Origin of the sequence: Phycobacter azelaicus (genome assembly GCF_014884385.1) — a bacterium.
GTDB classification, from domain to species: domain Bacteria; phylum Pseudomonadota; class Alphaproteobacteria; order Rhodobacterales; family Rhodobacteraceae; genus Phycobacter; species Phycobacter azelaicus.
This window is the reverse complement of the sequence record NZ_WKFH01000003.1, coordinates 2,223,973-2,249,377: the sequence shown is the minus strand read 5'-3', so window position 1 is coordinate 2,249,377 and position 25,405 is coordinate 2,223,973. Positions and strand designations below refer to the sequence as shown.

Here is a 25,405-nt window from a genome sequence, read left to right as displayed (position 1 = left end):
AACCTAGACCCCAGGTTTAGATCGTAGACGGACTTTCAGCGCGCCGCCTGTCAAGGCGGCGCGTTTCCTTGTCGGCACTGAGGGTCTGCCGGACCACTGCCAAAGGAATTCGCCCCCACCTCCATTCAAGACGGTGAGGGTACTATCCACGAGGGCAAAATTCCGGCAGTCCATCAACTGCCGTAGATCTGTCCCCAGCGTTCGATCAGTTTTTGCTGAAGCACTTTGGCGCGTCGGTTCCAGCTGCGCGCGCCCGGCGGGCGCTCGCGATCCGCGCGCTTGATTCGTGCCCGCGCCTTGCTGTCCGCTGCGAAGATCGCAAAGGCCAGTTCGGTACCATCCGTGGCCGTCAGAAAACCACCAAGCCCGGACACAAAATTGAGCGTACCTGTCTTCGCCACGACCTTGATCGGGTGAGCTTTCATGACCCGCCCATTGCTGTCTCGCATGCGGAAAGGTTTGAGCAGAGTTTTGAGCTGCCCTTGCCGATGTGCGGCAATGAGAACCGCAACCATATCGTTCGGAGTCATGCGGGAGGCATCTCCAAGGCCGGAATGATCCACCAGACGACTGTTCTTTACTCCATAGGTCCGTGCCGCCCAAGCCGTCATCTGCGCAGCTGATGTCTTCAGCGATGCGGGGCGCCCGCTTAGGGCCGCCGTAGCAGACATACCGATCATTTCAGCCATCAGATTGTTGGAATATTTCAGCATCGCTTTTAGCATCACGCGCAAGGGCGGGCTTTGATGATGCGCCAAGAGCCGAGCCTGCGGCATCCTGCCCGTGACCTTGGCCTTGCGTAGCACGATCCCCTGCGCCCGCGCCATGGTGCGAAACACATCGCCCGCATAGTGGCCCGGATGGCGCACCGGCAGCCAGCGTGAGCCGCCCTGCCCAAGAGCCTGACTGGCGACACTCCAGCTATCCACGTCCCCCTCGTCGGCATATGTATAAACCGGAAGCGCGCGGTTCTTGACCGTCATCCTCGCCATGCTGACTTCGGGGCGGTACTTTTCTGTGCGAGCGTCCATGCTGATGGACCAGCCCTTTGAGGCACGCTTCCACTGGAAGTGAACTCGGTTGAAGTTCAGCGCAATTCCAGAAATCGCCGGGCTGTATCCCACATGGTCCGGCTGGCCCGGATCAATCGTCGAAAGGCTGGCAAGTGCGCCATCCCAAACCTTGAAATCGCCGCGCACCTCACGCACGCCAGCCTCTTTCAAGGACCGCGCCAGTAGTGCAAGGTGATCGGTGTTCAGCGTCGGATCCCCACCGCCAGCGAGGATCAGATCTCCGTGCAGAATTCCGCCGCGCAGATCTCCATCGGCAAGAACCTGAGTTGAAAATCTGTGCTCGGCACCCAGCACATCCAGCGCATAAAGAGCCGTCAGAGCCTTGGCCACGCTGGCCGGTGGCAGTGCAACCTCACCGCCCTCGGCCTCAAGGCTCTTGCCTGTTTCCACATTTGCAACCGCACAAGCGATCTTGCCTTTCAGACCCGATCCCGCAAGCAGTGCATCCAGATCCGCTACAGCGCCGCCCCGCATGGCTGCCGTCCGCGCAACGGGGCGCAGAGAGACTGCGGGCGCATTTGCCGAAACAAGTGAGGCAGAGGACCCTGCCAACGCCGCCAAACCGGCCCGTAGGAAATGTCGTCGTGAGAACATGTCTGTCAGTATCTATTAAAATTGCTGCCAAACGGCAAACGCAGGACGTTTTTTGCGTTTCGCAACTTCCGCCCGCCTGCTACCGCTGGCCCCCATGTTGCAAGCAGTCATTATCATGTTCATCGCCATGTCAATGATCCCGGCCGGCGACTTATGCGGGAAACTCTTGACAAGCAGCGGCTTGGCCACACCGGGTTTCGTTGCATGGTCCCGGTTTGCCATCGGCGCAGTGCTGGTGCTGCCCTTTGCCCCAAGAGGCTGCCTGCAGCTCTTGAAGGATTGGCGGATCTGGCTGCGCGCCAGTTTTATCACCGGCGGAATCCTGTCGATCCAGACCGCGCTGCAGACCGAGGCCATCGCCGATGTCTTTGCCGCCTTCTTCATCGGACCGGTGATCAGCTACGTGCTGTCGGTCACCCTGCTGCGCGAAAGCACCACCCCCTTGCGCGCGCTGTTGATGGGCGCGGGCTTCTGCGGCGTGCTTCTGGTGGTGCGACCCGGCTTTGGCGGCTCGGCCAATCTGATGTACGCGGTTCTGGCCGGCTGTTTTTACGGCTGCTTTCTCACTGCCTCCCGCTGGCTCGCACATGTGGGGAAACCGGTCGAGCTGAGCTTTACGCAATTGCTGCTCAGCGCGCTGTTCCTGCTGCCGCTTGGACTTGCGAACCTGCCCGAGGCGACGCTGTCCACCACGGCACTCACCTTCGGCAGTGCCGCCTTTTCGATGCTGGGTAATCTGCTACTGCTCTATGCCTATAGCCGGGCCGAAGCCTCGCGCCTGGCGCCCACCGTCTATTTCCAGCTGATCGCAGCCGTCGCCCTGGGCTGGGCCGTCTTCGGACAGTTGCCGGATCTTCTGACCTGGGCGGGGCTATTGGTGGTGATCAGTGCAGGCATCGCCTCGGCCAGCCTACGCCGCTGACCAGTCGCCACGCGCGCGGATCTCGGTCGAGCTGGCCTCGACCATGGGCACGTTGAGGAAACACCAGGCTGGCGCATCTGCCCGCGCCAGAAGATGGCTTTCAGTGCTTTTCAGCCGATACTGCCCATAGATCCGTGCCGCAGGCGACAGCCGCGCCGAGATGCGATCGCCGGGGCGCGCCAAGACCCCCACCGGCACCGTCTCAAGGATTTCGCGCCAATCCTTCCAGCGGTGAAAATGGGTGAGGTTATCCGCCCCCATCAGCCAGACAAAGCGCACGCCGGGATAGCGCGCCCGCAAATGCCGCAGGGTTTCCGCCGTATAGCGCGTGCCCAGGCGCGCCTCGATATCGCTGATCCCGATCCGCGGATGCCGCATCATCTCCCGCGCCGCCTGCATCCGCCGCTCCAGCGTCGCCGGGGTGCGCGATTTCAGCGGATTGCCGGGGGTGACCAGCCAGAGCATCCGATCCAGCCCGAACCGTTTCAGCGCCGCCAGGCTGATCTCAACATGCCCCCGGTGCGGCGGATCAAAAGAGCCGCCCAGCAGCCCCACGCTCATGCCGGGACGCAGATATGGATAACCGCATGTCATGGACGACTTGATGCACATAGTTTTGCGGGAAGATCAATTGGCGGGAACCAAGGGCAGCACACAGACCGGTGCACGAGGGGTGTACGCATGGTGCACAAGGGGTGCACGGTTAGCACCCCCTGAAATACGCCGTTCCTGCATCCTCGCGACGCTCCGCCTAGGCGATTGCTCCTGCCCGGCCCTTGGGCTATCACACCGGGCAGCAGATTTCCCCCATTACGGAGCAGTCACATGGCCGCCTATCAGTACGTCTACCACATGCAGGGTGTCTCCAAGACCTACCCCGGTGGCAAGAAATGCTTTGAAAACATCCACCTGTCCTTCCTGCCCGGCGTGAAGATCGGTGTCGTCGGCGTCAACGGCGCCGGTAAGTCGACCCTTTTGCGCATCATGGCCGGGATCGACAAGGATTTCACCGGCGAGGCCTGGGCCGCAGAAGGCGCAAAAGTGGGCTACCTGCCGCAGGAGCCGCAGCTGGACGAAAGCCTCACCGTGCGTGAAAACGTCATGCTCGGTGTCGCGGAAAAGAAAGAGATTCTAGACCGTTACAACGAATTGGCGATGAATTACTCGGACGAGACAGCCGAGGAAATGGCCAAGCTGCAGGACGAGATCGACGCCCAGAACCTCTGGGATCTGGACAGCCAGATCGATGTCTCGATGGAGGCGCTGCGCTGCCCGCCGGACGATGCAGACGTAAAGACCCTCTCGGGTGGTGAAAAGCGCCGCGTGGCGCTCTGCAAGCTGCTGCTTGAGGCGCCTGACATGCTGCTGCTCGACGAACCGACCAACCACCTCGATGCCGAAACCATCGCCTGGCTGCAGCAGCATCTGATTGATTACAAAGGCACAATCCTTTGCGTGACTCACGACCGTTACTTCCTTGACGATATCACCAGTTGGATCCTTGAACTGGATCGTGGCTCGGGCATCCCGTACGAGGGCAACTATTCCAGCTGGTTGGAGCAGAAGGCCAAACGGCTGGAGCAGGAAGCCCGCGAGGACAAGTCCAAGCAGAAAACGCTGGAGCGCGAACTGGAATGGATGCGTCAGGGTCAAAAGGCCCGCCAGGCCAAATCCAAGGCCCGTATCGCCGCCTATAACGAGATGGCAAACCAGTCCGAACGCGAAAAGGTCGGTCGCGCCCAGATCGTGATCCCGAACGGTCCGCGCCTGGGGTCGAAGGTGATCGAGGTCAATGGCCTCAGCAAACACTATGGCGACAAGCAGTTGATCGAAAACCTTTCTTTCTCGCTGCCGCCCGGTGGTATCGTCGGCGTAATCGGCCCCAACGGCGCAGGTAAATCGACCCTGTTCAAGATGCTGACCGGTCAGGAACAGCCCGATGAAGGCAGCGTCGAATACGGCGACACGGTGAAACTGTCTTATGTCGACCAGTCGCGCGATGATCTGAACGATGGTGACACCGTCTGGGAGGCGATCTCTGGCGGCGCCGAGATCATCGAACTGGGCGATGCACAGGTCAACTCCCGCGCCTATTGTTCCTCCTTCAACTTCAAGGGCGGCGATCAGCAGAAAAAGCTGAATCTCCTGTCAGGCGGTGAGCGCAACCGCGTCCACATGGCGCGCCTGCTGAAAGAAGGCGGCAACGTGCTGCTTCTGGACGAGCCGACCAACGATCTGGACGTGGAAACCCTGCGCGCGCTGGAAGACGCGCTGGTGGATTTCGCGGGCTGCGCGGTGGTCATCTCGCACGACCGTTTCTTCCTTGACCGGATCTGTACCCACATCCTAGCCTTTGAGGGCGACGCCCATGTAGAGTGGTTCGAGGGCAACTTTGAAGACTATGAGGAAGACAAGAAACGTCGCCTCGGCGCAGACGCACTGGAACCGAAGCGCCTGAAACATAAGAAATTTGTGAGATAGCGTCAGAGCAGATCCACAGGTTACCACGGCCCGTGCCCCACCTCGCGACAGGTTAGGCGCGGGCCATTTTGTTTGTCGTACCTTGGCGTGAGAAAGGCTGCTCCAGATCCAAATTCCCCTTAATCCTCACACCCGCTCAGGTAGCTGGCTCGGATTTAAACAAAATCTTAAGGATTAATCACTGTAGTGGGAGAACGGATTACATGTAGGTTGCAAGAACCACCGCATCGGTACACGGGAGGAGACAACATGGCTGGAGTTTTGCTGGGAACGGTGACTGGGTTCTTCTCGGCAATATACAGCCTTGTGATACTCGACCTTTCCGTGTTGATGAGCCTGCTGATCTATTCAGGCGTAGGCGTCGCAACGGCAATTCTCGTCATAGCTGCGATGCTCATTCGCTCCCATGACGAAGCTCAGGCGGACCACGAAGACACCTCAGTCAAAGCGTGATCGCCTGCTTGACGCGTCAGGCAGAGCTTTTTACCCATCCCACGATCTGATTTTCCCGCAAGGCACCCGACTGGCGCCTTGTTTCTTGTCCGCGTTCGAAGGCGACTATGGTCGGGATTCCGCGAATCTGGTAGCGCGCGCCAGTTGACTGGTGATCTTGTGTGTTGAGTTTCACCAGACGCGCCTGACCTTGCAGTTTCCCAGAGGCCTTTGAGAATTCGGGCGCCATCATCCGGCAGGGGCCGCACCACGGCGCCCAAAAATCGACAATCAATGGAAGATCATCGTTCTTTGCCGCCTTCTGGAGGATGGCAGGGTCAATGTCTCTTGGCGCCTTGGGTAGCAGCCCCTCACCACAGGTTCCGCATTTGGCGCCTGCTGTTAGCTTTTCATCCGGCACCCGGTTCAGTTGGCCGCAGGACAGGCAAGTCAGTTTTTTCGCGCCCATGGCGTGCTCCTCCTAATTGGGCGCAGCCATCCGCACCCAAGACACATTCCGAATTCCATATAGGTGCTACAGAAAATGCCGCAAGCCCTACAAAGACCAGTCCACACTTTGCAGATCATGTCATTGTGATCACCCACTAAACACTTACCCCCCATGCCCCATTGACGCACCTTTCCTGCCCTATCACACTGACATTGAAAGAAACTCCTTGTGAATGAGGCCAATATGATTTCACGCCGCCTGTTTTTGGCGACATCCGCTGCAGCAGCCGCTCTTCCCGGTGTTGGCGCTGCCAAGGCAGACTTCGACCCGACCCCGCAAATGGTTCGGATCCGCAAGGAATTCGAGCCGGGGCAGATCCTTGTCCTGCCGCGCTCTTATTATCTTTACTACGTCACCGAGCCGCGCAAGGCGATGCGCTATGGCGTGGGTGTCGGGCGAGCGGGGCTTGAGTTCACCGGGCAAGCCGTGATCGGAGCCAAGAAGGAATGGCCCACTTGGCGCCCGACGCAAGAGATGATCGAGCGCAGCCCGCGCACCTATGCTCGTTTTGCCGGGAACAAGTACATCCAGCCAGGCGGGCCGGACAACCCCCTGGGCGCGCGGGCGCTTTATCTGTTCCAAAACGGAGTAGACACCTACTACCGCATCCATGGCACCAACCAGCCCGATACCATCGGACATTCAGTGTCAAACGGCTGCATTCGACTGCGAAACGAACATGTGGAAGATCTCTACGACCGAGTGCCCTTGGGCACGGTCGTGACGGTTCTTTAGGCCCGACAAAGCCACGAGAGGCGTATTTTCGCCACACAAGACTGCGCGCTTCGGAAAACAGGGACGCGTTTTCCTTGCGTCAAAGGGGCAGCATGTCCGATGCTGTCATAGCGACGTTACGCGAATGACATTACTGTTCCCCTAAAGGCACGGTCGTGACCATCTGCAGATGCGGCCGCCTGACCGCGCGAGCGGTTAGACTGAGACTAGACTTTAGGAGTACAGACGATGGCCACAGGCACCGTCAAATGGTTCAACACAACCAAAGGCTATGGCTTTATTGCCCCCGATGCGGGCGGGAAAGACGTATTTGTTCACATTTCCGCAGTTGAGCGGTCCGGCCTGACCGGCCTCGCCGACAACCAAAAAGTGTCCTACGAACTGCAACCGGGCCGCGATGGCCGCGAGTCGGCAGTAGACCTGCAACTGCTCTGACGACATTCTCCCATTAGACTGACGGGCGTCTGACAGCCCCCCGACTGCATCTTGGGGCTGTCTTTGTCGTGGCGAGATGGGTCGCACCACGATGGCATTGAAGACAGACGTGCAGTCTCTGCGTCGCCTTGTCAGATCCGCGCCCCAGACGGCATCAGTCTTTTGCGCGCTCTACCAACTCCAGAGCAAGCGGACCAAGGGCGGCGACGTTCAGCCTTACGCCTTCAGGATTGGGGTGGATGTCATCATCCTGCATGAACTGCTGCGCCTCAGCCGGATCACCACCGACCTCCTTTGAAATCCCGGCAAAGGCATCGGGGTGCAAGAGCGCTCCGTATTCTTTGGCCAAAGCGGGATAGACCGCATCAAAGGCCGCCCGATAATCGGGCCCGTAGTTGTTGGGTGCCTTCATACCGATCAGCAGCACCTCAACGCCGTTTTCCTGCGCCGCGTCAAGAATCTTGGACAGGTTCGATTTCATCTCTGACGCCGAAAGGCCACGCAGCAGGTCGTTCCCACCCAGAAGCACGATCAACCCGTCCGGGTCATCGGCCAGTGTCCAGTCAATTCGCGCTGCGCCCCCTGCGCTTGTGTCCCCCGAAACGCCGGCATTGGCGATCTCCACTTCAGCGCCATTTTCCTGCAGCCAGGCCTCAAGCTGTGGCACAAAACCATCTTCCTGATGCAAACCATACCCCTGCACCAGGCTATCGCCCAGTGCCGTAATCCGCACAGGATCTGACCAGGCTGGCGAAACCGCAGCCAAAGTCACGCTGATCGAAACTCCAATTCCCGCCCATACCTTGCGCATCGCTGCAATCGCTCCATATCCCAAGTAACGCTTTCAACAGGCACGGCTTCATGACAGATCACACCCGCCCCGTTCTCCACCTATCAGATGCGTCTTTGACCCTGAATGGCAATACCGGCCCGGTCCGTATCCTTCAGGGCATATCACTGGATGTGCAAAAAGGTGAGACTCTTGGAATGATCGGGGCGTCTGGGTCCGGCAAGTCGTCGCTGTTGATGCTCATGGGCGGTTTGGAGCAAGCCACGGGCGGCACCATCCGCGCCCTCGGTCAGGATCTCACCGCGATGAATGAGGACGCGCTCGCCCGTTTCCGCCGCGCCCATATGGGGGTGGTGTTCCAGAACTTTCACCTGATCCCGGCCATGACCGCCCTCGAAAACGTGGCAACCCCGCTTGAACTGTCCGGCGAGAGCGATGCCTTTGATCGCGCGCAGGCAGAGCTTGATGCGGTTGGGCTTGGGCACCGCTCGGGTCACTATCCCGCGCAGCTCTCGGGCGGTGAGCAGCAGCGCGTCGCTCTTGCCCGCGCCCTTGCCCCCCGCCCCGAAATCCTGCTAGCCGATGAGCCGACCGGCAATCTGGACGAGGCCAACGGCGCAGCGGTTATGGACCTGCTGTTTGGCCTGCGCGACCGCTATGGCGCAACGCTGGTGATGGTCACCCACGCGCCGGAACTGGCTGCGCGCTGTGACCGGGTTGTGCGCCTGCGCGATGGCCGCCTGATGGAAAACAGCGCCGCACAAGAGGCTGCCGAATGAGCCTTGCGAACGATTTGTCACTGGCATGGCGTTTTGCCCTCCGGGAGCTGCGCAGCGGCCTCAAGGGCTTTCGTATCTTCATTGCCTGCCTCGCTTTGGGTGTCGGGGTGATTGCTGCAATCGGGTCGATCCGGGCTTCGATCGAGGCCGGCCTCTCCCGCGAGGGGGCCACGATGCTGGGCGGCGATGCGGAGATGTCCTTCACCTACCGCTTTGCCAATGAGGAGGAACGCGCCTGGATGGAAGGGGTTTCTGATCGCGTCTCAGAGGTGGTTGATTTCCGCTCCATGGCCGTAGTCGGCGACGAACGCGCGCTAACGCAGGTGAAGGCAATTGATGACCTCTATCCGTTGACCGGGGAACTGCGCCTTTCGCCTGATATACCGCTCGCGGCTGCGCTCTCCGGGTCGGAAGGGGTACCAGGAGGCCTCATGGAGCGGGTTCTGGCGGATCGTCTCGGGTTGTCCCCTGGCGACACCTTCCGCCTTGGGACGCAGGATTTCCGCCTGATGGCACTGATCGAGAACGAACCAGACGCGGCCGCAGCCGGTTTCACGCTTGGCCCCCGCACAATTGTTGCAACGCAAGCCCTGACCGAGTCAGGCCTTCTGGAGCCGGGAACCCTCTATTCTTCTGACTATCGCTTAGACCTGCCAGAGGGCACAAACCTGACGCAGCTTCAATCTGCCGCCGAGGCCATGTTTGCCGAGAGCGGCATGCGCTGGAAGGATGCCCGCAACGGTGCCCCCGGCATCACCTCCTTCGTGGAGCGTCTGGGCGGCTTTCTGGTACTGGTGGGCCTGTCCGGGCTGGCCGTGGGCGGTGTGGGCGTTTCAGCCGCCGTGCGCGCCTTTCTGGCAGGCAAGACCGAGACCATCGCCACCCTGCGCACCCTTGGCGCCGAACGGCAGGTGATCTTCCTGACCTATTTCCTTCAGATCGGAGTTCTGGCCCTTGTGGGCATTGCCATCGGCATGGCGATTGGCGGTTTTGGCCCCGTGCTTGTCGGGCCGCTGATTGCAGCGCAACTGCCCTTTCCGGCGATCTTTTCGGTCTATCCCGGCGCCCTGGGCGAGGCTGCACTCTATGGCATTTTGACCGCTTTCATCTTTGCACTCTGGCCGCTGGCGCGAGCCGAGCGGATCCGTGCCGCCGCCCTGTTCCGCGACGCCTTCGCGGCGGGCAGCCTGCTGCCCGCCCCGCGCTACCTTGTGGCAACGGCCATTGCCCTGGCGCTGCTTGTTGGCGCTGCAGCCCTGTTCAGCGGCTCGGTAGAACTCACACTCTGGACGGCGGCGGGGCTTGGCGGCGCGCTTGTTATTCTCATGCTGGCAGCGCTGGTGCTTGGCCTAATGGCCCGGCGCGGTGCCGGCATCGCGCGAGGCCACCCTTCGCTGAGATGGGCTCTGGCGGCTATCGGCACGTCCCGCGACGGCGCCGTTCCCGCGGTTCTGGCGCTTGGTCTGGGCCTGACGGTTCTGGCCGCAATCGGCCAGATCGACGGCAATATGCGCCGCGCCATCACCGGCACCCTGCCCGACGTGGCACCCTCCTACTTCTTCGTGGACATCCAGCGAGACCAGATGCCCAGCTTTCTTGAGCGGGTAGAAAACGACCCTGCCGTCAGCCGCATCGAAAGCGCGCCAATGCTGCGCGGCGTGGTGACCCAGATCAACGGACGCCCAGCGCGCGAAGTCGCCGGGGATCACTGGGTCGTGCGCGGGGATCGCGGCCTGACCTATGCAGGCGCCAAACCCGACAATACCCAAGTCACGGCTGGCACATGGTGGGATGAAGACTACAGCGGCCCTCCGCAGATCAGCCTTGCCGAGGAAGAAGCTGGAGAGCTGGGCATCACCCTTGGCGACACAATGACTGTGAACGTGCTGGGCCGCGACATCACCGCAACGGTGACCAGCTTGCGCTCGGTAGATTTTTCCACCGCGGGAATGGGCTTTGTCATTGCGATGAACGAGAACGCTTTGGCAGCTGCTCCACACAGCTATATCGCGACCGTCTACGCCGAGGCGGAGGCCGAAGCGCAGATCCTGCGGGATCTGGCGCAGGAAATGCCCAACATCACAGCCATCCGAGTGCGCGACGCAGTCGATCGTGTCTCTGACATCCTGCGGCAACTGGCGGCGGCAACCTCCTATGGCGCAGCGGCAACCCTGCTGACCGGGTTTCTGGTACTGCTGGGCACCGCAGCCGCCGGTGAGCCTGCCCGCCGTTATGAGGCGGCACTTCTAAAGACCCTTGGCGCCCCACGCAGCCAAATCCTCAGCAGCTTTGCGCTCAGGTCTATCATCCTGGGAGCAGGTGCAGGGATGGTTGCCCTTCTAGCAGGAATTGCGGGCGCCTGGGCGGTAAACTCTTACGTCTTTGAAACCAGCTACACCATTATCTGGCCTAATGTGCTGGCAGTGGTGGGTGGTGGGGTGCTGACCACGCTTCTGGCAGGGCTTGCCTTTGCCCTGCGGCCCCTGGCGGCGCGCCCGGCCAGGATCCTGCGGGCAAGGGATTGAGGCGGCAGATCGCGCGTAAAGCAAGCTCAATCATCAGCGTGTACAACCCACCGGTTGCAAGATCTGCAGCAGGGCTGCATTGTCGCAAACAAGGGAAGACAGTGTCAGATCATCAAGGGAGGCATAAAAGGCTTCCGCTGCAGCAGCCAATGCCTGTTTGAGACGGCAGGCATCCACCAAAGGGCAGGTGTTGTCCACGTCCGCAAAGCACTCGACCATCGGCAAGCTGCCTTCCAGATCGCGAAAAACATCCCCGATGCGGATCTCTCCAGCAGCGCGCCCCAAGCTCATGCCGCCATTGCGCCCCCGCTGTGTGTTGAGATAACCAAGCTGGCTCAACTGGTTGATAACCTGGGCCAAGTGGTTCTCAGAGATATTGCAGCATTCTGCAGTCTCTGTTTTTGTCACCAGCCGATCTGCATTTGCCGCGCAGTACATCAGCAATCGGACGGCGATGTTTGTCCGCTTGGTAATTCGCATGTTCAAGTCACCCCCAAAAACATGCAAATCACAGTATATTAAACCTTCGACGGCGGTTTGATATGAATCAAGCCAGACCAATCCGTTGTTCAGATACCTTCTGAGGACCCCATGAAAGCTCCCTACTTCTTTGGCTACGGCAGCCTGGTGAATACGGCTACGCATGACTACCACGACCCACGGCCTGCGCGCCTGTCGGGATGGCGCCGCACTTGGGCACACACTGACCTGCGCGAGGTCGCCTTTCTGACCGCGACCCCGGCACCTGGCCACACAATCGCAGGGTTGATCGCTGCTGTGCCCGGCGCAGATTGGGATGCACTCGATCAACGGGAATACGCCTATGACCGTCTGCCTGCCTCCCAAGCCGTGGATCACGATCTGCCCGGTGCACCCGAGATCTCGGTTTATGCCGTTCCACAGACACGCCAAAGCCCCGGCTCAGAACGCCATCCCATTCTGCTGAGCTATCTTGATGTGGTCCTGCAGGGCTATTTGAACGTCTTTGGCGAAAACGGAGCAGTCGCCTTTATGCAGACAACAGACGGCTGGGAAGCGCCAATCTTGGATGATCGCTCAGCCCCAATCTATCCGCGTCACCAGACCATAAGCACCAAAGAGCGTGCCCTGTTTGACGCATTGATCGACGAGGTCGGCGCCCGCAGGGTCCCTTTGCAACAATAGAGCCCTCACCGCGGACGACGCAGCACGCCGTATTGGGCATACCCACGATACAGGCTCTCGTAGTGCACAGTGCCGCCTGTTTCTGCTGCGATTATGTCCAGCGCCCTGTGCAGCAACAGTCGCGGGTGGACATGGAACTTGGTCAACCACTGTTGTAGGGCGGCTCCAAACCACGTCGGCCAACCGCTCTGATCCGAAAAATCCACCACGTGCAGTTCTCCGCCGCGGTCCAGATGCGCGGCGGTCGTGCGCAAGGCTTGCTCCCAATCGGGCATCATTGAAATCCCATAGGAAATAAAGATCCGATCGAATGCCTCTCTCTGAAAGTGCTTTGACGCATCAAAATCGCAGGCATCAGCCCGGGCAAGCTGCACGTGATTGGTCAGTTTGACACGGGCCGTGCGCAGCATCTCGGATGAGATATCAAGACCATAAAAGGTGCATCCGGGATACTTGCGTGCGGCCATCTGCAGGTTGCGGCCCGTGCCGCAAGCAACCTCCAGCACATGCGCCCCCTCCCTTGGCGCCAACCTCTCAATCAGCCGGTCCCGCCCGAACAAATAGTATTTGCGCGTGAGATCATAGATCAGCCGCTGGTGGCGATAGGTTTCATCCATCAAGTTGGCGTGGGCTTCGGAATTGCCGTTCAGCATCCTGACTAATCCTTTCGCCTGTAGATGTGGAATGCGCCGTAGATGGCCGAACGATCCTGCGCGGTTCCTTGGGTCGCCCCTTCGGCATCATAGGTCCACTGGTTCAACAGCTCAGGCCGCACCCGCCCCGGCAAGATGTCATGACGACCGCCGGTGCGGAAAATCACCTGCGCGCCCGGCGCGGCGGTTCTGGTGATCTCCGTCCAAAGCGCATTCAGCCGCACATCGTTCATCCAATCCTGCGCATCCAGCAGCACATAAGCATGCGTGGAGCGCGCTCGCACGCCCTGCAGATAGTCGGTCAGAGGCCTGTTGACGATCTGTCCTCTAACTGCGGCTTGGCGCAAAGCCTCGAATTTCTCCGCCTGCAGATAGGGCGGCAGGGCGCCATCCGGTGCTGGATCATAACAGCGCGCGAAAGCCTGCCAAGCAAAGTAATTCTCGCGGATCGGGAAGTCGCAAGTCAGCTTGCGCACGCGCTCGCGCAGGACGGGAAGGACATCTCCGCCGCCATCCTCGGCCAGCTTGTCATATTGCGCAGGAGGTATGCCAAGGCCGAAGAGCGCAGCGCGAAACCCGGCCAGCTTGCGCACCAGCCACATATCAAACAGGGGCGCGATCTCCTGGTCGAAAAACGCCCGCTGCTCTGCCAGCGTGCGGGCCGCCAGGAGCGGTGCAAAATCCACTCCGCCAATCCGCGCCAACACATGCACCGCTCCCAGGAACCGGCCCAAGAGCCCATGGCGGTAGAATCCTCTCTCAAACAGCGCGATCCGGCGGCGAAACGGCTGGCGCGCCTCCCAGAATGCGCGAGTCTCGGCGTCCAGTTCGGGGCGAATATAGCGCCGGTAGAGCGCCATGTTGCTGGCCATGTCTGCACGGGCAAAGAATTGATAGAAGGCCGCATGATCCGGCAGGCCGCGCGCCGCCGCAAGCTTGAGCCGTCCCAGCGCGACATGGGCCGGCGACAGATCAACTGCCGTAACCGAGGCTGGTCCAGCGGTCAGATAGGACATCAAGTTGCAGCTGCCCGAGGCGATGCAGACAAGGTGGTCGCCTCGTTTGATCTGCAAGGCCTCCATGTCCACAACCGGGTCTTCCCAGATTTGCGGATAAACCAGCCCCGTAAAAAGCCGGGAGAACAGACGCTCTAGCCGTCCGGTGGTCGCATCGCTATCTTGCAGCACGGCGTCATTCAGCCGGGCCTGGACGGTGGTACTCATCTGCTTTCCCTTTTCATGCGTTCTGAAGCGGTTTTTCCTTGCGCCGCGCCCGGCGTGAGCGATGGCGAGAGCGGCGTTCGGCCCGCGCCCAGTCGATCAAGGTGAGACGGCCGTCGTCCATTTCGACAACGGCTGTGCAGCTCTCCACCCAATCGCCCGTGTTCACGTAGGAAATCTCATCGATGTCCCGAATAGCCGCACTGTGGATATGGCCACAGATCACACCGTCATAGCCTCCGCGCCGGGCTTCAGCGGTAAGGACACTCTCATATTCACTGATAAAGTTGACGGCCTGTTTGACCTGATGCTTGGCCCATTTCGAAAGCGACCAATACTGCCCGCCCCACAGATGCCGCAGACGGTTGATGCGGGTGTTAAGCCACAGCATGAAGTCATAGGTCCGATCGCCCAGATGGGCGAGCCATTTTGCGTGTACCACAACGCTGTCGAACTGATCGCCGTGCGTGACCAAGTACCGTTTGCCATCCGCCGCGATGAAATCAGCCGTCTTCACGACTTCGATCCCGCCGAAATGCGTGCCAAGGTAAGAACGCAGGAATTCATCATGATTTCCAGGGATCAGATGGACCCGCGCCCCGTCATGGGCCTTTGCGAGGATCGCCTGCACCACGTCATTGTGAGCCTGCGGCCACAGGAACCCCTTGCGGCGGATCCGCCAGGCATCGATGATGTCGCCAACCAGATAATAGTTGTCCGCGTCGTTGCGACGTAGGAAGTCCAGCAACAGCTCGGCCTGGCAGCCCGGAGTCCCGAGGTGAATGTCCGAAAGAAAGATGGTGCGGTATTTCATCCTGCGCGCCCACGCCAGTGCATCCTGCCGCACCAGTAGTGCAGTTCATTGACAGTAGCATGACGCTACTCGGCCGACTGAAGCTGGCGTAACCTTGGATGTCCTGAGCAGGAAGGCAGCCCTCGAGCACGGTTTCCCAGTGCAGGAAAACACCATCATCGACAGGATCGCCATGCAGAGGATAGAACCGGAGGTATGATTTCAAAAACGCTCCTTTATTTCCAACGGATCACCCGACAACTCTGGATCAGAGTGGTGTTGATTTCACTCTGCTCATTGCTTGCGCTGGTGTTGGCTCCGCTGCTGACCCCGGTTCTGCCCGAGAGCCTCAGCCTGCGTTTTGGGCGCGAGGCCGTGCTGCCCATCCTGACGATTCTGGCCTCGGGCATGCTGGCGGTGACGACCTTTTCGCTCAACGTCATGGTCAGCGCCTATCGCACGGCCTCCTCCATGGCGACACCCCGCGTCTATCGTCTGCTACTGGAGGACACAGTAACGCAAAGCGTTCTGGCGACATTCGTGGGCGGATTTGTCTATTCGCTTAGCGCAATAATCCTGTTTCGAGCCAACTTCTACGCAGCGGAATCTGCCATTGTCGTTTTTGGCATCACCATCTTTGTCGTGATTTTGATCGTGATCGCGATCCTGCGCTGGATCGACCATTTGTCCGGGCTGGGCAGTATGGATCATACGCTCCGCATGATCGAAACCCGCGCCCGTACCAGTCTCCTTCAGCTGGCCAAGCGCCCCTGCCTTGGCGGGCAGCAGGCCGAAAGCGATGCATGCCCCGATGAGGCCAAGCCGATCCCGGCAGGACGCAGCGGCTTTGTCCGATTTATCGACATGGCGCAACTGAATGAGTTGGCCAAAGGTCGTGATGCACATATCACCCTGCATCGCCGCCCCGGTGATTTCGTGCTCCGAGGACGCCCGATTGCTTGGGCGGAAGGACTGGATGAGGCAGGGTGTACGGACCTTTCATCTGCCTTTGAGATCGGCGATGTGCGCAGTTTCGATCAGGATCCTCGCTTTGGCCTGACGCTTTTGGCCGAAACCGCTCAGAAAGCCCTTTCTCCGGGCGTGAATGATCCGGGCACAGCGATCGAGGTGATGGGTCGGCTCGAACGTTTGCTATGGGAAACACTGGACACATCCACAGACAAAAAGAAGTGCAGGTTCGAAAATGTCAGCCTCGTCCCGGTGGAACCGCACAGCCTTTTGAACAATAGTTTTGCCCCAATTGCACAAAGCGGCGCGGAGGACCCTCTCGTGATGGATTGGATGGACAAGGCGCTGAGCGCCTTGGCGCAACATCCAAACGACGATTTGGCCAATGCCGCCGAAAGGCTGCGCGCGGAGTTGTTTACTGAGACGACAAAGCGCTAGCCCACCTGGCCCGAAAAAACGGCCCGCAGGCGGCGGACCGTTCTCTTGAATGCTGCCTTGGTCGAAAGATGGCCTGCAGTATCAGCCCTTAGCGCGGACCTTTTCCATCAAAGCCAGAAGCGCGCTCATGTCGGGACCGCGTTCCATGCCGGTCACAGCCTTGCGCAGCGGCATGAACAGGGATTTTCCCTTGCGGCCCGTGGCCTCTTTGACGGCTGCAGTCCAGCTGCCCCAGGTCGTCGCATCATATGGGCCATCGGGAAGCATTGTCATTGCCTCGGCGATAAACTCCCCGTCCTCGTCAGCGATCAGCGGCTCAGCCCCATCCCGGCACAGCGCCCACCAGCCCTCAAGATCTTTGAGCGTGGTGATGTTTTCCTTGGCCACATTCCAGAATGCCGCCTGCTTGTCCGCCGGAACGCCCAGGTCCTCGACCTGCGCCTGCACCGCCTCGAGCGGCAATGTCTGCAGGTAGCGGCCGGTCAGCGGGAACAGATCCTGCACATCAAACTTCGTCGGCGCCGCGCCGAAGCGACCGATGTCAAAGCCCTCAATCAGCTCCCCCATGTCAGAGCGCAGCTCAACCGGATCGGACGAGCCAAGACGCGCCATCAGACTAAGCAGCGCCATCGGCTGCACGCCCTGTTCCCGAAGATCGCGCAACGCAAGCGTACCAAGGCGCTTGGACAGAGCCTCGCCCTGAGGGCCCGTCAGCAGGGAATGGTGGGCGAAGTCGGGGACCGACCCACCAAGCGCCTCAATGATCTGGATCTGGGTCGCGGTATTTGTCACATGGTCCGATCCGCGCACCACATGTGTGACGCCAAATTCCGTGTCATCGACAACCGAGGCCAGCGTGTAGAGGAACTGCCCATCGCCCCGGATCAGCACCGGGTCCGACACGGAGGCCGCATCAATCGAGATATCCCCAAGGATGCCATCGGCCCATTCGATGCGTTCGTGATCCAACTTGAAGCGCCACACCCCATCGCCGCGCTCGGCGCGCAAGGCCGCCTTCTGATCATCGGACAGATCCAAAGCGGCCCGGTCATAGACCGGCGGCTTGCCCATATTCAGCTGTTTCTTGCGTTTGAGGTCCAGTTCGGTGGGCGTTTCAAAGGCTTCGTAGAACCGCCCGATCCCGCGCAGCTTGTCGGCGGCCGCGTGATAGCGATCCAGCCGTTCCGACTGGCGCTCTACCCGGTCCCACTGCAACCCCAGCCACTCCAGATCCTGCTTGATCGCATCGACATATTCTTCCTTCGACCGCTCAGGATCGGTATCATCGATACGCAGAATGAAGGTGCCGCCTGCCTTGCGGGCGATCAGGTAATTCATCAGCGCGGTGCGCAGGTTGCCAACGTGGATGTAACCAGTGGGCGAGGGAGCAAAACGGGTGGTGGTCATGAATGGTCTCCTGTTGCCCTGCCCTTCTCACACAAGAGCCGTTTTGTCCAGATTTCCAAGCCATACCGCTCAACCTCTGACCACAAGACCGGGACCTCGCCTCACGTTTTCGTGATCGAAACCCTCCTTTTACTTGCAACACCGCGGGACGCCCTATCTGAGCGCCAAGACAAACAAGCAAATTATTGATCACTGCAGACAGAGAGGAGACACAGAAATGACCATCAGACTATCCAGACGCGCAGCCCTGACCGGGGCTGCAGCCTTGCCACTCGCCGCCTCCGCCGCGCCTGCGCTGGCAGACGGGCATGCCGCAAAAGCCCCCGCAAGCCACACCCGCAGTTTCAAGCTTGGTGATTTCACCGTGACCACCCTGCTGGATGGCAGCCTGCCGCGAGACGGCGCGAAAGAGATCTTTGGCGGCGGTGCAACGGACGAGGAATTTGCCGAGGTCTCCGCTCAGAACTTCATTCCTGCGGACATGGCGCAGTTCTTCTTTACGCCAACGCTGGTCGATACCGGCAGCGAAAAGGTACTGTTTGACACCGGTCTTGGACAGGGCGGCATCCAGAAGGCGCTGGCTGAGGCCGGTGTGACCCCCGATCAGATCGACGTGGTTGTTCTTACTCACATGCACCCTGACCATATTGGCGGCATGACCACCGATGGCGCGGCGACCTTTGCCAATGCACGCTACGTGACGGGGCGCGCCGAATATGACTTCTGGTCCAAGATGGAGGCCGGAAACCGGGTTGGCGATCTGGTGGCGCAGAAAGTGACCCCCATGGCCGAGAAAATGTCATTTATCGAAGATGGCGGCGAGGTTGCGTCGGGCATTTCCGCCATGGCCGCCTTTGGCCATACCCCCGGACACATGACCTACATGCTCGACAGCGGCGGGCAGCAGCTGGTGTTGACGGCGGATCTGGCCAACCACTACGTCTGGTCCTTTGCGCATCCCGAATGGGAAGTGCGCTTTGACATGGACAAAGAGGCTGCCACAGCATCGCGTCGTCGCGTTATGGATATGCTGGCCGCAAGCCGTACGCCGATGATCGGCTACCACATGCCCTTCCCGGCAGCCGGTTTTGTCGAGACACGCGGCGAAGGCTACCGCTTTGTCCCAGTCAGCTATCAGATGATGGGCTAAGAGGCACCTTGGCTGCATTGACGCTCTCAGGCGTGGGCTTCACCGCCCGCGCCTTTTTTGTGAAACGGTCCAGCGCAAAGGGACGCGGATCGACAATCGGCGCATCGCCGGTGACAAGATCCGCCGTGAGCCGACCGGCTGCGGGGCCGATGCCAAAGCCATGACCGGAATACCCCGTAGAGACGAACAGGCCCGGCAGGTCATCTACCTGCGAAATCACAGGGATGGCATCGGGTGTTACGTCGATCATGCCGCCCCAGCTTTGCACAACATCGGCGCCTTGCAGGATGGGAAATGCCTTCTGCGCCGCCCCCCAACTGTTGCGAATGGCCTTCTGCGAGGGCTCGGGATCCAGCACACGGCAAGCCTCGAACGGAGTGTGCTGATCCGGTTGCCAGCGTCTGCTCTGCGCTGCCTCAATGCGCCAGCGCTCGGACAGACGGAACCGCAGAGAGCGCCACTCGTCCAGAAACGCAGGCAGGAACCTAATTGCCAGACGGAAGCTGTCGGGAACGAGGTCCACCACGTTCTCTGTGCCATCGGCAATGGAATAGCCGCCGTCCGCCCGTTTGCGCAGGGCAAAGCCTTTAGCCCACATGGCAACCTCTGGGCCATCCTGCACAGCCGATGTCCGCAGAACCGAGTTCAACACCTTCATCTGCGGCAGCCAGATCCCAGCATTTCCAAGGAAAAGCCGCGACCAGGCCCCGCCAGCAACCACAACGGCGGAACACCCGACCCGCCCGCGTTCTGTCATTACGCCACTGATCTTTCCGGCCTCGGTCTCGACACTGCGCACCGCGCATTCGGTCATCACCTTTGCACCGGCGGCCCGCGCCGCGCTGGCAATCGCATGAGTGGCCAGTTGCGGCTCGGCCCGGCCATCCAAAGGCGTATGAAGCGCGGCAATGGTTCCGGTCTGGTGTCTCGGCATTAACTCGGCCAGCTGCTCTCCACGCACCATCTGCGCAGGCGCATCAAAGGGGGCCATATGCTGCGCCCAAGCTTCCAAGCCCGCCGTGGCCTTCTCCGTCTCGGCGGTGAAAAGGATGCCCGCGCGGGTGTATCCGGTGGGATGGCCGGTACGCGCCTCAAGCTCCTCCCAGATCTCATGCGCCTTGGCCATCAGCGGCAGCTCGCGCGGGTCCCGCTGTGACATGCGCACCCAGCCCCAGTTACGCGAGCTTTGCTCGGCGCCGATCTGGCCCTTTTCGCACAAAAGAACGGAATAACCACGCTCTGCGAGTTCAAGAGCGGTCGTGGCGCCGATGATTCCCCCGCCGATGACGACCGCATCGACACGTTTGGGCAGGGCAAGATCAGCTTGGAAATGGGGCAGCTTAGGTCCAGGCATGAGAGGTTAATGCCGCGCCGCACCTGCGCGGTCCATAGGTCAAAATGGCCTTATCGCGCGCAGGGGTTCAGCTGTGGTTTTTTGGCGTCAGCCGACCCGTCAGCTGGGATCGCGCCAGCGGTTCGCGATAGGGTAACGGCGATCCATCCAAAAGGCGCGAGGTGTCAGGCGCGTTCCCGGAGCGGACTGGAAGCGTTTGTATTCACTAATATAAATCAAGTGCTCCACCCGCTTTGCAACATCACGGTCAAACCCGGCGGCCTCGCAATCGGCGATCGAGCCTTCTTCATCGACGAGGATCGTGAGCAGCGCATCCAGCTCGGGGTAATCAGGCAAGCTGTCGCTGTCTTTTTGATCTTCACGCAGTTCGGCACTCGGGGGTTTATCGATTACATTGGGGCGGATCACTTCACCCGCAGGCCCCATCATCCACGGGCGGTGATTGGCATTGCGCCAGCGGCAGGTTTCAAAGACACGGGTCTTGTAGAGATCCTTGATCGGATTGTAGCCGCCATTCATGTCGCCATAGATGGTGGCATAGCCCACTGCGACCTCGGACTTGTTGCCAGTGGTCAGCAGCATCTCGCCAAACTTGTTGGACATTGCCATCAACAGAAGGCCACGCAGGCGGGACTGGATGTTTTCCTCTGTGATATCCGCATCGCGCCCTTCGAACAGAGGGGCGAGCGTGTTGGTGATCGCCGCGCGCCCCTCGCTTATCGGCACATAGTCATAGCGCACGCCCAGCGCCTTGGCGACGGCTTCAGCATCCTCAAGGGATTCTGCGCTGGTGTATTCCGAAGGCAGCATAACGCAGCGTACATTGTCGGCTCCCAAGGCATCGACGGCAATGGTCGCAACAATCGCTGAATCCACCCCGCCAGACAGCCCCAGCATAGCCTTCTTGAACCCGGTCTTGCGCATGTAGTCGCGCAAGGATTCGACCATGGCGCGGTAGTCCTGCTCCCACGCATCCGGCAGATGGGCCTTTTCACCTTCCACTGCGCGCCAGCCTTCGGATGTGCGCTCCAGATCCAGCTGGGTGATCGCCTCGTCGAAAAGCGGCATCTGCACGACCAGAGCACCGCCAGGGTTCAATACGAAACTGCCCCCATCAAAAACCTGATCGTCCTGCCCGCCGACCATATTGAGGTATATCACCGGCAGTTCGGTCTCGATGCAGCGCGCCACCATCATATTGTAGCGCACATCCATCTTGCCGCGGAAATAGGGCGAGCCATTGGGGATCAGCAGGAACTCGGCGCCGGTTTCGGCCAGAGTTTCCGCGACATCCTCATGCCAGCCGTCCTCGCAGACCGGGCTTCCGATGCGGGTGTCACCAATCGCATAAGGCCCGCCCAGCGGCCCGGCATCAAAGACGCGCACCTCGTCAAAGACGGTTTCATTCGGCAGGTGGTGCTTCAGGATGCGCGAAGCGATCCGCCCCTCTTTCAGGATCAGATAGGCGTTGTAGAGCTTGCCATCTTCGGCCCAGGGCGCCCCCACCGCCAGCGCCGGACCATCAGCACAGTCCACCGCCAGCTGTTCCGCAGCCGCCATGGCGGCGCGATGAAAGGCGGGCTTCATCACCAGATCCTGGGTGTTGTACCCCGTGAGGAACATCTCCGGCAGGGCCACCAGTTGCGCACCGGCTTTGCGCCCCTCTTCCCAAGCCTCGCGAGCCTTGGCCGCATTGCCCGGAATGTCGCCCACCGTGGGGTTCAACTGCGCCAGAGTGATACGGAACCGGTCTGCCATGTTGATCGCGCCCTTCGCAAAATCTGTTACAAGCCGTTTATCAGATCCGGAGCCAAGGGAAAGAGTGGCCCGAGCAAAAGACATTGCGACAGGGCGGAGTGTCGCATAGTTTCCAAGCACAGATGCTAAGATAGCAGACGCTCCGCGTCGACTGACACCGCGCCCCGCCACCTGTAATCGGGGCAGAACCAAAGGGCAGGCACAAGTTTGATGACCCGTTTCGGCACCGCACTCGTTTTTTCGACGTCTTTAGCATTGATTTCGCCGGGGCTGGTCAGTCCGGTCAGGGCGCAGGACAACCAGGTCATGACCACTCAGGACGAGATTGGCGGCGTCTATGAGGGGACCTTTCGTGGCGGCCTGCAGCACGGGATCGGCACCTACAAACTGCCCAGTGGCTACGAATACTCAGGCGAATGGGTTGATGGAGAAATCCGCGGCCAGGGCGTCGCGCGCTATCCCAATGGCGCGGTTTATGAGGGTGAGTTCGCGAAGGGAAAACCTGAAGGGCTCGGAAAGATTACCTTTGCCGATGGCGGCACCTACGAAGGCGAATGGTCCGACGGGCTGATCAACGGCAAAGGCGTTGCAGTCTATGCCAACGGTGCCCGCTATGAGGGCGATTTTGTGAATGGTGAGCACCATGGCAAGGGCGTCATGCAAAACCCGGGTGGCTATGAATATGCCGGTGACTGGATCGAAGGGCGCAAAGAGGGAGAAGGCAAGATCACCTATCCCGATGGTGCGACCTATGAGGGCGGAATCCTGGATGGCCAGCTTCATGGCAACGGCACTCTGATCATGCCGGATGGGCTGGTTTACACCGGCGAATGGGCCAACAATCAGATGCACGGCCAGGGCAAACTGACCCAACCCAATGGCGATATTTACGAAGGCCCTCTTGAAAACGGTCGCCGCCAAGGTGTCGGCCGACAGGTGCACGCGAACGGCGACATCTACGTGGGCGACTTCAAGGACGACCTGCGCCATGGCACCGGAACATTCACCAAGACAGATGGATATGTTTACGAGGGCGACTGGCTTGCAGGCCAGATCGAGGGCGTGGGCAAGGTCACCTACCCCGACGGATCCGTTTACGAAGGGCAGTTCCGGGACGATCTGGCCGAAGGGCTTGGCAAGATCACCTACCCAGATGGATCGACCTATGAGGGCGACTGGATCGCTGGCGTGATCGAAGGACAAGGCGTGGCCACCTACCCAAACGGCGTTGTCTACACCGGAAGCTTCAAGAACGCCCGCAACCATGGCCAGGGTGTGATGACCTATGAAAGCGGCTATCGCTACGATGGCGATTGGCAGGATGGCCAGCGACATGGACAGGCCAGAGTGACCTATGCAGATGGATCCATCTATACCGGGGAATTCGCCAATAGCCAGCGCCACGGCAAGGGCAGGATCGAAATGCCCGGCGGATTTGTCTATGAAGGCGACTGGCAGGAAGGCAAGATCACCGGCCAGGGCGTGGCCACCTATGCCAATGGCGACGTCTACGAGGGCAGCTTTGTCAACGGCAAGCGGCAAGGCCCCGGCCTGATGCGCTATGCCACGGGCCAGGAGACCAGCGGCGCCTGGGAAAACGGTGCACTGGTCACGGAAAACTCCGGCGAAGAACAGGCTGACCAGCCCGCGGACAACAACTAGCCTTTTCGCTTAAACCCGGTCGCCTGCATCCATGCGGGCAAGGAACTCTTCCGCCTCGGAAATGACCTGTGCCCGCCTGTCTTCTGCCATTCGGTCCCAAGTGCGGTACATATTGCCCATACGCGGATTGCTGGCGAACCGCTCCCGGTGACGGACCAGAAAGTGCCAATAGAGCAGATTGAAAGGGCAAGCCCCCTCCCCCACCTTCTGACTGACCTTGTAGGCGCAGCTTTTGCAGTAGTCGGACATGCGGTTGATGTAGGCCCCGCTTGAGACATAGGGTTTGGAACCCACGATGCCGCCATCGGCAAACTGGCTCATGCCGACGGTATTGGGCGCCTCCACCCATTCGAATGCATCGGCATAAACCGCCAGATACCATTCATGCACCTCGGTCGGATTGATCCCCGCCAGAAGCGCGAAATTCCCGGTGACCATCAGGCGCTGAATGTGGTGGGCGTATGCCTCTTCCTGCGTTTGGGCGATGGCCTCGGACAGGCAGCGCATCCCTGTCTCAGCGCCCCAGTACAGCGGCGGCAACGCACGGCTGTGCTCCAGGGCATTGCGGCTGGGGTAGTCTTCTCCTTCCAGGAAATAGATGCCCCGCACGAACTCCCGCCAGCCAAGGATCTGTCGAATGAAGCCTTCGGCGGCGTTGATCGGCACATCCCCCGCCTTCCAGGCCTCCTCGGCGGCGCGGCAAACCTCCAGAGGCTCCAGAAGACCGATGTTCAGATAGGGCGACAGCACCGAATGATAGAGCCATTTCTCGCCACGCAGCATGGCGTCCTGATAATCCCCGAAGAGCGGCAGCCCTTCGCGGATGAATTGTTCAAGTGCCCGAAGGGCATCGCTGCGCGTAACTGCGAAATGAAACGGGCGCAATTCCCCGAAGTGATCACCAAATCGCTCCTCAACCAGGTCCAAAACCTCGTCAGTTTCTGCATCCGGGGTGAACTGCATCGGGCCAGCGCAAGTAATCTCCTTAGGCGGCGCCTTGCGATTGTCGTGATCAAAGTTCCATTTGCCCGCCGCAGGTTTGCCCCCCTCCATCAGCAGCCCGGTCTTGCGCCGCATCTCCCGGTAGAAATATTCCATGCGCAACTGTTTGCGCCCCTCTGCCCAGTCCGTGAAATCGGCACGGGAGGCAATGAAGCGCGTGTCCGGCTTTAGGCTGACCTTCAGCGGCAGGGACTGCAACTCGCGGATCAAGCGCCACTCACCGGGCGTGGTGGCGATCACTTCCTCCGCGCCGGTCTGCTGCGCGCGCCGCAACAGCTCATCAGCGATGGTGCCGGTGTTGTCCTCATCCTCAAGACGCGTGTAGGCGACCTCCCACCCCTCCTCCCGCAAATGGCCCGCAAACTTGCGCATCGCAGCAAGGACGAGGGCGATCTTCTTGGGGTGGTGGCGCACATAGGTGCCCTCTTCGGCGACCTCGGCCATCACGACCGTATCCTTTGCCTTGTTACCTGCCGCCAAAGCGGACAGCGTCTCACTCAACTGATCGCCAAGAACCAGAACAAGCCGTGCCATGGGTGTTTGCCTTCTGTCGCCGCC

At 60.3% G+C, this 25,405-nt stretch carries 23 protein-coding genes; 11 read left to right on the top strand and 12 right to left on the bottom strand.

Annotated features, from left to right (window positions below; genetic code table 11):
* Window positions 1-173: 173 nt before the first annotated feature.
* Entirely contained in the window at window positions 174-1,667 is a 1,494-nt protein-coding gene (gene dacB / locus INS80_RS11945) for a D-alanyl-D-alanine carboxypeptidase/D-alanyl-D-alanine endopeptidase (protein ID WP_192965857.1), read from the bottom strand.
* 94 nt (window positions 1,668-1,761) lie between these two features.
* On the opposite strand from dacB, the gene INS80_RS11940 reads away from it, so the two are divergent.
* Window positions 1,762-2,589 carry a DMT family transporter gene (locus tag INS80_RS11940; RefSeq protein ID WP_226892607.1) on the top strand — a complete coding sequence of 276 codons (828 nt, stop codon included), beginning with the start codon at window positions 1,762-1,764 and terminating at the stop codon, window positions 2,587-2,589.
* Here the strand turns inward: INS80_RS11940 and INS80_RS11935 are convergent.
* Window positions 2,578-3,183: a nicotinate-nucleotide adenylyltransferase gene (locus tag INS80_RS11935; RefSeq protein WP_192965856.1), complete on the bottom strand. Its 606-nt coding sequence runs from the start codon at window positions 3,181-3,183 to the stop codon at window positions 2,578-2,580. The two genes, INS80_RS11940 and INS80_RS11935, sit on opposite strands and share 12 nt — an antisense overlap.
* A gap of 231 nt (window positions 3,184-3,414) precedes the next feature.
* Here INS80_RS11935 and ettA point away from each other — a divergent pair, with 231 nt between their 5' ends.
* Together ettA and INS80_RS11925 are read left to right on the top strand one after the other, a co-directional pair.
* A complete protein-coding gene (gene ettA / locus INS80_RS11930; RefSeq protein ID WP_192965855.1) occupies window positions 3,415-5,070 on the top strand; it encodes an energy-dependent translational throttle protein EttA in 1,656 nt (551 codons plus the stop codon).
* Between the two features lie 249 nt (window positions 5,071-5,319).
* The gene (locus INS80_RS11925) at window positions 5,320-5,523 is read left to right on the top strand and encodes a hypothetical protein (protein ID WP_192965854.1); all 204 of its coding nucleotides are present in this window, start codon (window positions 5,320-5,322) and stop codon (window positions 5,521-5,523) included.
* A gap of 16 nt (window positions 5,524-5,539) precedes the next feature.
* On the opposite strand, the gene trxC is transcribed toward INS80_RS11925, so the two are convergent.
* Window positions 5,540-5,971 carry a thioredoxin TrxC gene (gene trxC / locus INS80_RS11920; protein WP_192965853.1) on the bottom strand — a complete coding sequence of 144 codons (432 nt, stop codon included), beginning with the start codon at window positions 5,969-5,971 and terminating at the stop codon, window positions 5,540-5,542.
* Window positions 5,972-6,196: 225 nt separating this feature from the next.
* Between trxC and INS80_RS11915 the strand changes: the two genes are divergently transcribed.
* On the top strand, window positions 6,197-6,748 hold the full coding sequence (locus tag INS80_RS11915; protein WP_192965852.1) for a L,D-transpeptidase: 552 nt from the start codon (window positions 6,197-6,199) through the stop codon (window positions 6,746-6,748).
* 228 nt (window positions 6,749-6,976) lie between these two features.
* Window positions 6,977-7,183: a cold-shock protein gene (locus INS80_RS11910; protein ID WP_065272777.1), complete on the top strand. Its 207-nt coding sequence runs from the start codon at window positions 6,977-6,979 to the stop codon at window positions 7,181-7,183.
* Window positions 7,184-7,337: 154 nt separating this feature from the next.
* Here the strand turns inward: INS80_RS11910 and INS80_RS11905 are convergent, their stop codons facing one another.
* Window positions 7,338-7,994, bottom strand: a complete 657-nt coding sequence (locus INS80_RS11905; protein ID WP_192965851.1) for an arylesterase — start codon at window positions 7,992-7,994, stop codon at window positions 7,338-7,340.
* Between the two features lie 50 nt (window positions 7,995-8,044).
* On the opposite strand from INS80_RS11905, the gene INS80_RS11900 reads away from it, so the two are divergent.
* A complete protein-coding gene (locus INS80_RS11900; protein WP_192965850.1) occupies window positions 8,045-8,752 on the top strand; it encodes an ABC transporter ATP-binding protein in 708 nt (235 codons plus the stop codon).
* The gene (locus INS80_RS11895; protein WP_192965849.1) at window positions 8,749-11,277 is read left to right on the top strand and encodes an ABC transporter permease; all 2,529 of its coding nucleotides are present in this window, start codon (window positions 8,749-8,751) and stop codon (window positions 11,275-11,277) included. The genes INS80_RS11900 and INS80_RS11895 overlap by 4 nt, the downstream gene beginning before the upstream one ends.
* 33 nt (window positions 11,278-11,310) lie before the next feature.
* On the opposite strand, the gene INS80_RS11890 is transcribed toward INS80_RS11895, so the two are convergent.
* Window positions 11,311-11,757, bottom strand: coding sequence for an RrF2 family transcriptional regulator (locus INS80_RS11890; protein WP_192965848.1), 447 nt, complete (start codon window positions 11,755-11,757; stop codon window positions 11,311-11,313).
* A 111-nt stretch (window positions 11,758-11,868) separates the two neighbouring features.
* Between INS80_RS11890 and INS80_RS11885 the strand changes: the two genes are divergently transcribed.
* Window positions 11,869-12,441 (top strand): gamma-glutamylcyclotransferase family protein, encoded by a 573-nt coding sequence (locus INS80_RS11885; RefSeq protein WP_192965847.1) that lies wholly within the window; start codon window positions 11,869-11,871, stop codon window positions 12,439-12,441.
* A gap of 5 nt (window positions 12,442-12,446) precedes the next feature.
* Here INS80_RS11885 and INS80_RS11880 read toward each other — a convergent pair whose 3' ends face one another.
* The 3 genes from INS80_RS11880 to INS80_RS11870 are packed head-to-tail and all read right to left on the bottom strand — an operon-like array spanning window position 12,447 to window position 15,128.
* Window positions 12,447-13,094, bottom strand: a complete 648-nt coding sequence (locus INS80_RS11880; protein WP_192965846.1) for a class I SAM-dependent methyltransferase — start codon at window positions 13,092-13,094, stop codon at window positions 12,447-12,449.
* A gap of 5 nt (window positions 13,095-13,099) precedes the next feature.
* The gene (locus INS80_RS11875; protein WP_192965845.1) at window positions 13,100-14,317 is read right to left on the bottom strand and encodes a BtaA family protein; all 1,218 of its coding nucleotides are present in this window, start codon (window positions 14,315-14,317) and stop codon (window positions 13,100-13,102) included.
* 13 nt (window positions 14,318-14,330) lie between these two features.
* On the bottom strand, window positions 14,331-15,128 hold the full coding sequence (locus tag INS80_RS11870; protein ID WP_192965844.1) for a UDP-2,3-diacylglucosamine diphosphatase: 798 nt from the start codon (window positions 15,126-15,128) through the stop codon (window positions 14,331-14,333).
* Window positions 15,129-15,323: 195 nt separating this feature from the next.
* On the opposite strand from INS80_RS11870, the gene INS80_RS11865 reads away from it, so the two are divergent.
* Entirely contained in the window at window positions 15,324-16,514 is a 1,191-nt protein-coding gene (locus tag INS80_RS11865) for a DUF2254 domain-containing protein (protein ID WP_192965843.1), read from the top strand.
* Between the two features lie 81 nt (window positions 16,515-16,595).
* Here the strand turns inward: INS80_RS11865 and gltX are convergent, their stop codons facing one another.
* Window positions 16,596-17,921 (bottom strand): glutamate--tRNA ligase, encoded by a 1,326-nt coding sequence (gene gltX / locus INS80_RS11860; RefSeq protein ID WP_192965842.1) that lies wholly within the window; start codon window positions 17,919-17,921, stop codon window positions 16,596-16,598.
* Between the two features lie 217 nt (window positions 17,922-18,138).
* Here gltX and INS80_RS11855 point away from each other — a divergent pair, with 217 nt between their 5' ends.
* On the top strand, window positions 18,139-19,071 hold the full coding sequence (locus tag INS80_RS11855; RefSeq protein WP_192965841.1) for an MBL fold metallo-hydrolase: 933 nt from the start codon (window positions 18,139-18,141) through the stop codon (window positions 19,069-19,071).
* Here the strand turns inward: INS80_RS11855 and INS80_RS11850 are convergent.
* Both INS80_RS11850 and INS80_RS11845 read right to left on the bottom strand, forming a co-directional pair.
* Window positions 19,049-20,425, bottom strand: coding sequence for an NAD(P)/FAD-dependent oxidoreductase (locus INS80_RS11850; RefSeq protein ID WP_192965840.1), 1,377 nt, complete (start codon window positions 20,423-20,425; stop codon window positions 19,049-19,051). The two genes, INS80_RS11855 and INS80_RS11850, sit on opposite strands and share 23 nt — an antisense overlap.
* Before the next feature lie 99 nt (window positions 20,426-20,524).
* A complete protein-coding gene (locus tag INS80_RS11845; protein ID WP_192965839.1) occupies window positions 20,525-22,183 on the bottom strand; it encodes an NAD+ synthase in 1,659 nt (552 codons plus the stop codon).
* 210 nt (window positions 22,184-22,393) lie between these two features.
* Here INS80_RS11845 and INS80_RS11840 point away from each other — a divergent pair, with 210 nt between their 5' ends.
* A complete protein-coding gene (locus tag INS80_RS11840) occupies window positions 22,394-23,845 on the top strand; it encodes a 2-isopropylmalate synthase (protein WP_192965838.1) in 1,452 nt (483 codons plus the stop codon).
* 9 nt (window positions 23,846-23,854) lie between these two features.
* On the opposite strand, the gene INS80_RS11835 is transcribed toward INS80_RS11840, so the two are convergent.
* On the bottom strand, window positions 23,855-25,381 hold the full coding sequence (locus INS80_RS11835) for a cryptochrome/photolyase family protein (RefSeq protein WP_192965837.1): 1,527 nt from the start codon (window positions 25,379-25,381) through the stop codon (window positions 23,855-23,857).
* Window positions 25,382-25,405 lie beyond the last annotated feature (24 nt).